Here is a 2615-nt window from a genome sequence, read left to right on the forward strand (position 1 = left end):
TGATCAGCCGCCGAGCTGACCCTTGGTGGATGGCACTTCGCCGGCGTTGCGCGGATCGATCGCGACAGCCGTGCGCAGCGCCCGCGCCAGACCCTTGAAGCAGGATTCGGCGATATGATGGCTGTTCTCGCCATATAGGGTCTCGACATGCAAAGTCACGCCCGCATTGCCGGCAAAGGCGTTGAACCATTCGCGCACCAGCTCGGTGTCGAATTCGCCGATTTTTGCGGTCGGAAAGGCTGACTTGAACACCAGCACCGGGCGGCCGGAAATGTCGATCACCACCCGGGTCAGGGTCTCGTCCATCGGCATGTGGACCGAGGCATAGCGGGTGATGCCGGCCATGTCGCCGAGCGCCTGCTTGACCGCCTGGCCGAGCGCGATGCCGACGTCCTCGGTGGTGTGGTGGAAATCGACGTGCAGGTCGCCGACCGCCTGCACGGATATGTCGATTCGGGAATGGCGGGCGAGCAGATCGAGCATATGGTCGAAGAAGCCGATGCCGGTGACCGAGTTGGACAGGCCGGTGCCATCGAGGTTCACGGAGACCTCGATGTCGGTTTCCTTGGTCTTGCGCTTGATCGTCGCCGTCCGCATCAAAATAGCTTTCCGGGTGCCTGAAAACGCGCCCTTTTAACAGGCTCATGACGGCTTCGCTACGGCGCCGGGCCGGTTTCGGCGGCTATGGTGAGCGAAATCGGCGCCTCGAACACTGTCGCTCCCTCCCCCCTTGCGGGGGAGGGTCGGGGTGGGGGGTAGCCACAGGCGACGGGGTTTGTGGCGCCCCCACCCGACCGCGCTTCGCGCGGCCACCCTCCCCACAAGGGGGAGGGAGGAAAAGTGCCGCATTTGCAACGTGAGAGGCCAGTGCCTAGATCAGGCGCTCAAGAGGGTTTCCATGAACGCATCCTATTCGGCTTCCCATGACGGACCGTCCGCGGTCTGGCACGGCACCACCATCCTGACCGTCCGCAAGGGCGGCCGCGTCGTCATCGGCGGCGACGGCCAGGTCTCGATCGGCCAGACCGTGATCAAGTCCAACGCCAAAAAGGTCCGCAGGCTGGGCAAAGGCGACGTGATCGGCGGCTTTGCCGGCGCCACCGCCGATGCCTTTACGCTGTTCGAGCGGCTGGAAGCCAAGCTGGAGCAGTATCCGGGGCAGCTCACCCGGGCCGCCGTGGAACTGGCCAAGGACTGGCGTACCGACCGCTATCTGCGCCGGCTGGAAGCCATGATGATCGTCGCCGACAAGGACGTCTCGCTGGTGCTGACCGGCACCGGCGACGTGCTGGAGCCGGAAGCCGGCGTGATGGCAATCGGCTCCGGCGGCAACTACGCGCTGGCCGCGGCAAGGGCGCTGGTGGACACCGATAAGGACGCCGAGGCCATCGTGCGCAAGGCGCTGGATATCGCGGCGGATATCTGTGTGTACACGAACCGCAATGTGACGATCGAAGCGCTGGGAGAGTGAGCTGCCTTCCCTCTCCCCTTGTGGGAGAGGGTGGCTGCGCGCAGCGCAGACGGGTGAGGGGTAGCCACAAACTCCGAGCCCAGTAACCCCTCATCCGCCTCCGCTTCGGAGGCACCTTCTCCCACAAGGGGAGAAGGGAAGAGAAGATAAGAGAAGATAAGAGATCCATGACCGACTTTTCTCCCCGTGAAATCGTCAGCGAACTCGACCGCTACATCGTCGGCCAGCACGACGCCAAGCGCGCCGTCTCGATCGCGCTGCGCAATCGCTGGCGGCGGCTGCAGCTCACCGGCAGCTTGCGCGACGAGGTGCTGCCAAAGAACATTCTGATGATCGGCCCCACCGGCGTCGGCAAGACCGAGATCGCGCGGCGGCTGGCCAAGCTCGCCAGCGCGCCGTTCATCAAGGTCGAGGCGACCAAGTTCACCGAGGTCGGCTATGTCGGCCGCGACGTCGAGCAGATCATCCGCGACCTCGTCGAGGTCGGGATTTCGCAGGTGCGCGAACGCAAGCGCAAGGACGTCCAGGCGCGGGCGCAGCAGGCCGCCGAAGAGCGCGTGCTCGACGCGCTGGTCGGCCCCGGCTCCGGTCCGGCGACGCGCGAATCGTTTCGCAAGAAATTGCGCGCCGGCGAGATGAACGACAAGGAAATCGAGATCGAGACCCAGTCCTCCGGCGGGCCGTCGATGTTCGAGATTCCCGGCATGCCCGGCGCGCAGATGGGCGCGATCAACATCGGCGATATCTTTGGCAAGATGGGGCAGCGCACCAAGACGCGGCGGCTCACCGTCGAGGCGTCGCACGAGCTGCTGGTCAACGAAGAGTCCGACAAGCTGCTGGACAGCGATCAACTGACGCAGGAAGCGATCAGTGTGGTCGAGAACAGCGGCATCGTGTTTCTCGATGAGATCGACAAGATCTGCGTGCGCGACGGCCGCAGCGGCGGCGACGTGTCGCGCGAGGGCGTGCAGCGCGACCTGCTGCCGCTGATCGAGGGCACGACGGTGTCGACCAAGCACGGGCCTGTGAAGACCGACCACATTCTCTTCATCGCATCCGGCGCGTTTCACATTGCCAAACCGTCTGACTTGTTGCCGGAATTACAGGGCCGCCTGCCGATTCGCGTCGAACTCGACGCGCTGAC

The 2615-nt window shown here is 64.7% G+C and carries 3 protein-coding genes; 2 read left to right on the top strand and 1 reads right to left on the bottom strand.

The genetic code is table 11. The features are described 5' to 3' along the window. Positions 1 to 3: 3 nt before the first annotated feature. Positions 4 to 597 (bottom strand): imidazoleglycerol-phosphate dehydratase HisB, encoded by a 594-nt coding sequence (hisB, locus tag JWR89_RS04135; protein WP_299712098.1) that lies wholly within the window; start codon positions 595 to 597, stop codon positions 4 to 6. A 301-nt stretch (positions 598 to 898) separates the two neighbouring features. Between hisB and hslV the strand changes: the two genes are divergently transcribed. Both hslV and hslU read left to right on the top strand, forming a co-directional pair. Further along, positions 899 to 1471, top strand: coding sequence for an ATP-dependent protease subunit HslV (gene hslV, locus JWR89_RS04140; protein WP_299712100.1), 573 nt, complete (start codon positions 899 to 901; stop codon positions 1469 to 1471). Between the two features lie 167 nt (positions 1472 to 1638). After that, the coding region (gene hslU, locus JWR89_RS04145) for an ATP-dependent protease ATPase subunit HslU (protein WP_299712102.1) at positions 1639 to 2615 on the top strand (977 nt) is incomplete at its 3' end.

It is taken from the genome of Tardiphaga sp., from assembly GCF_028290785.1.
Lineage (GTDB): Bacteria > Pseudomonadota > Alphaproteobacteria > Rhizobiales > Xanthobacteraceae > Tardiphaga.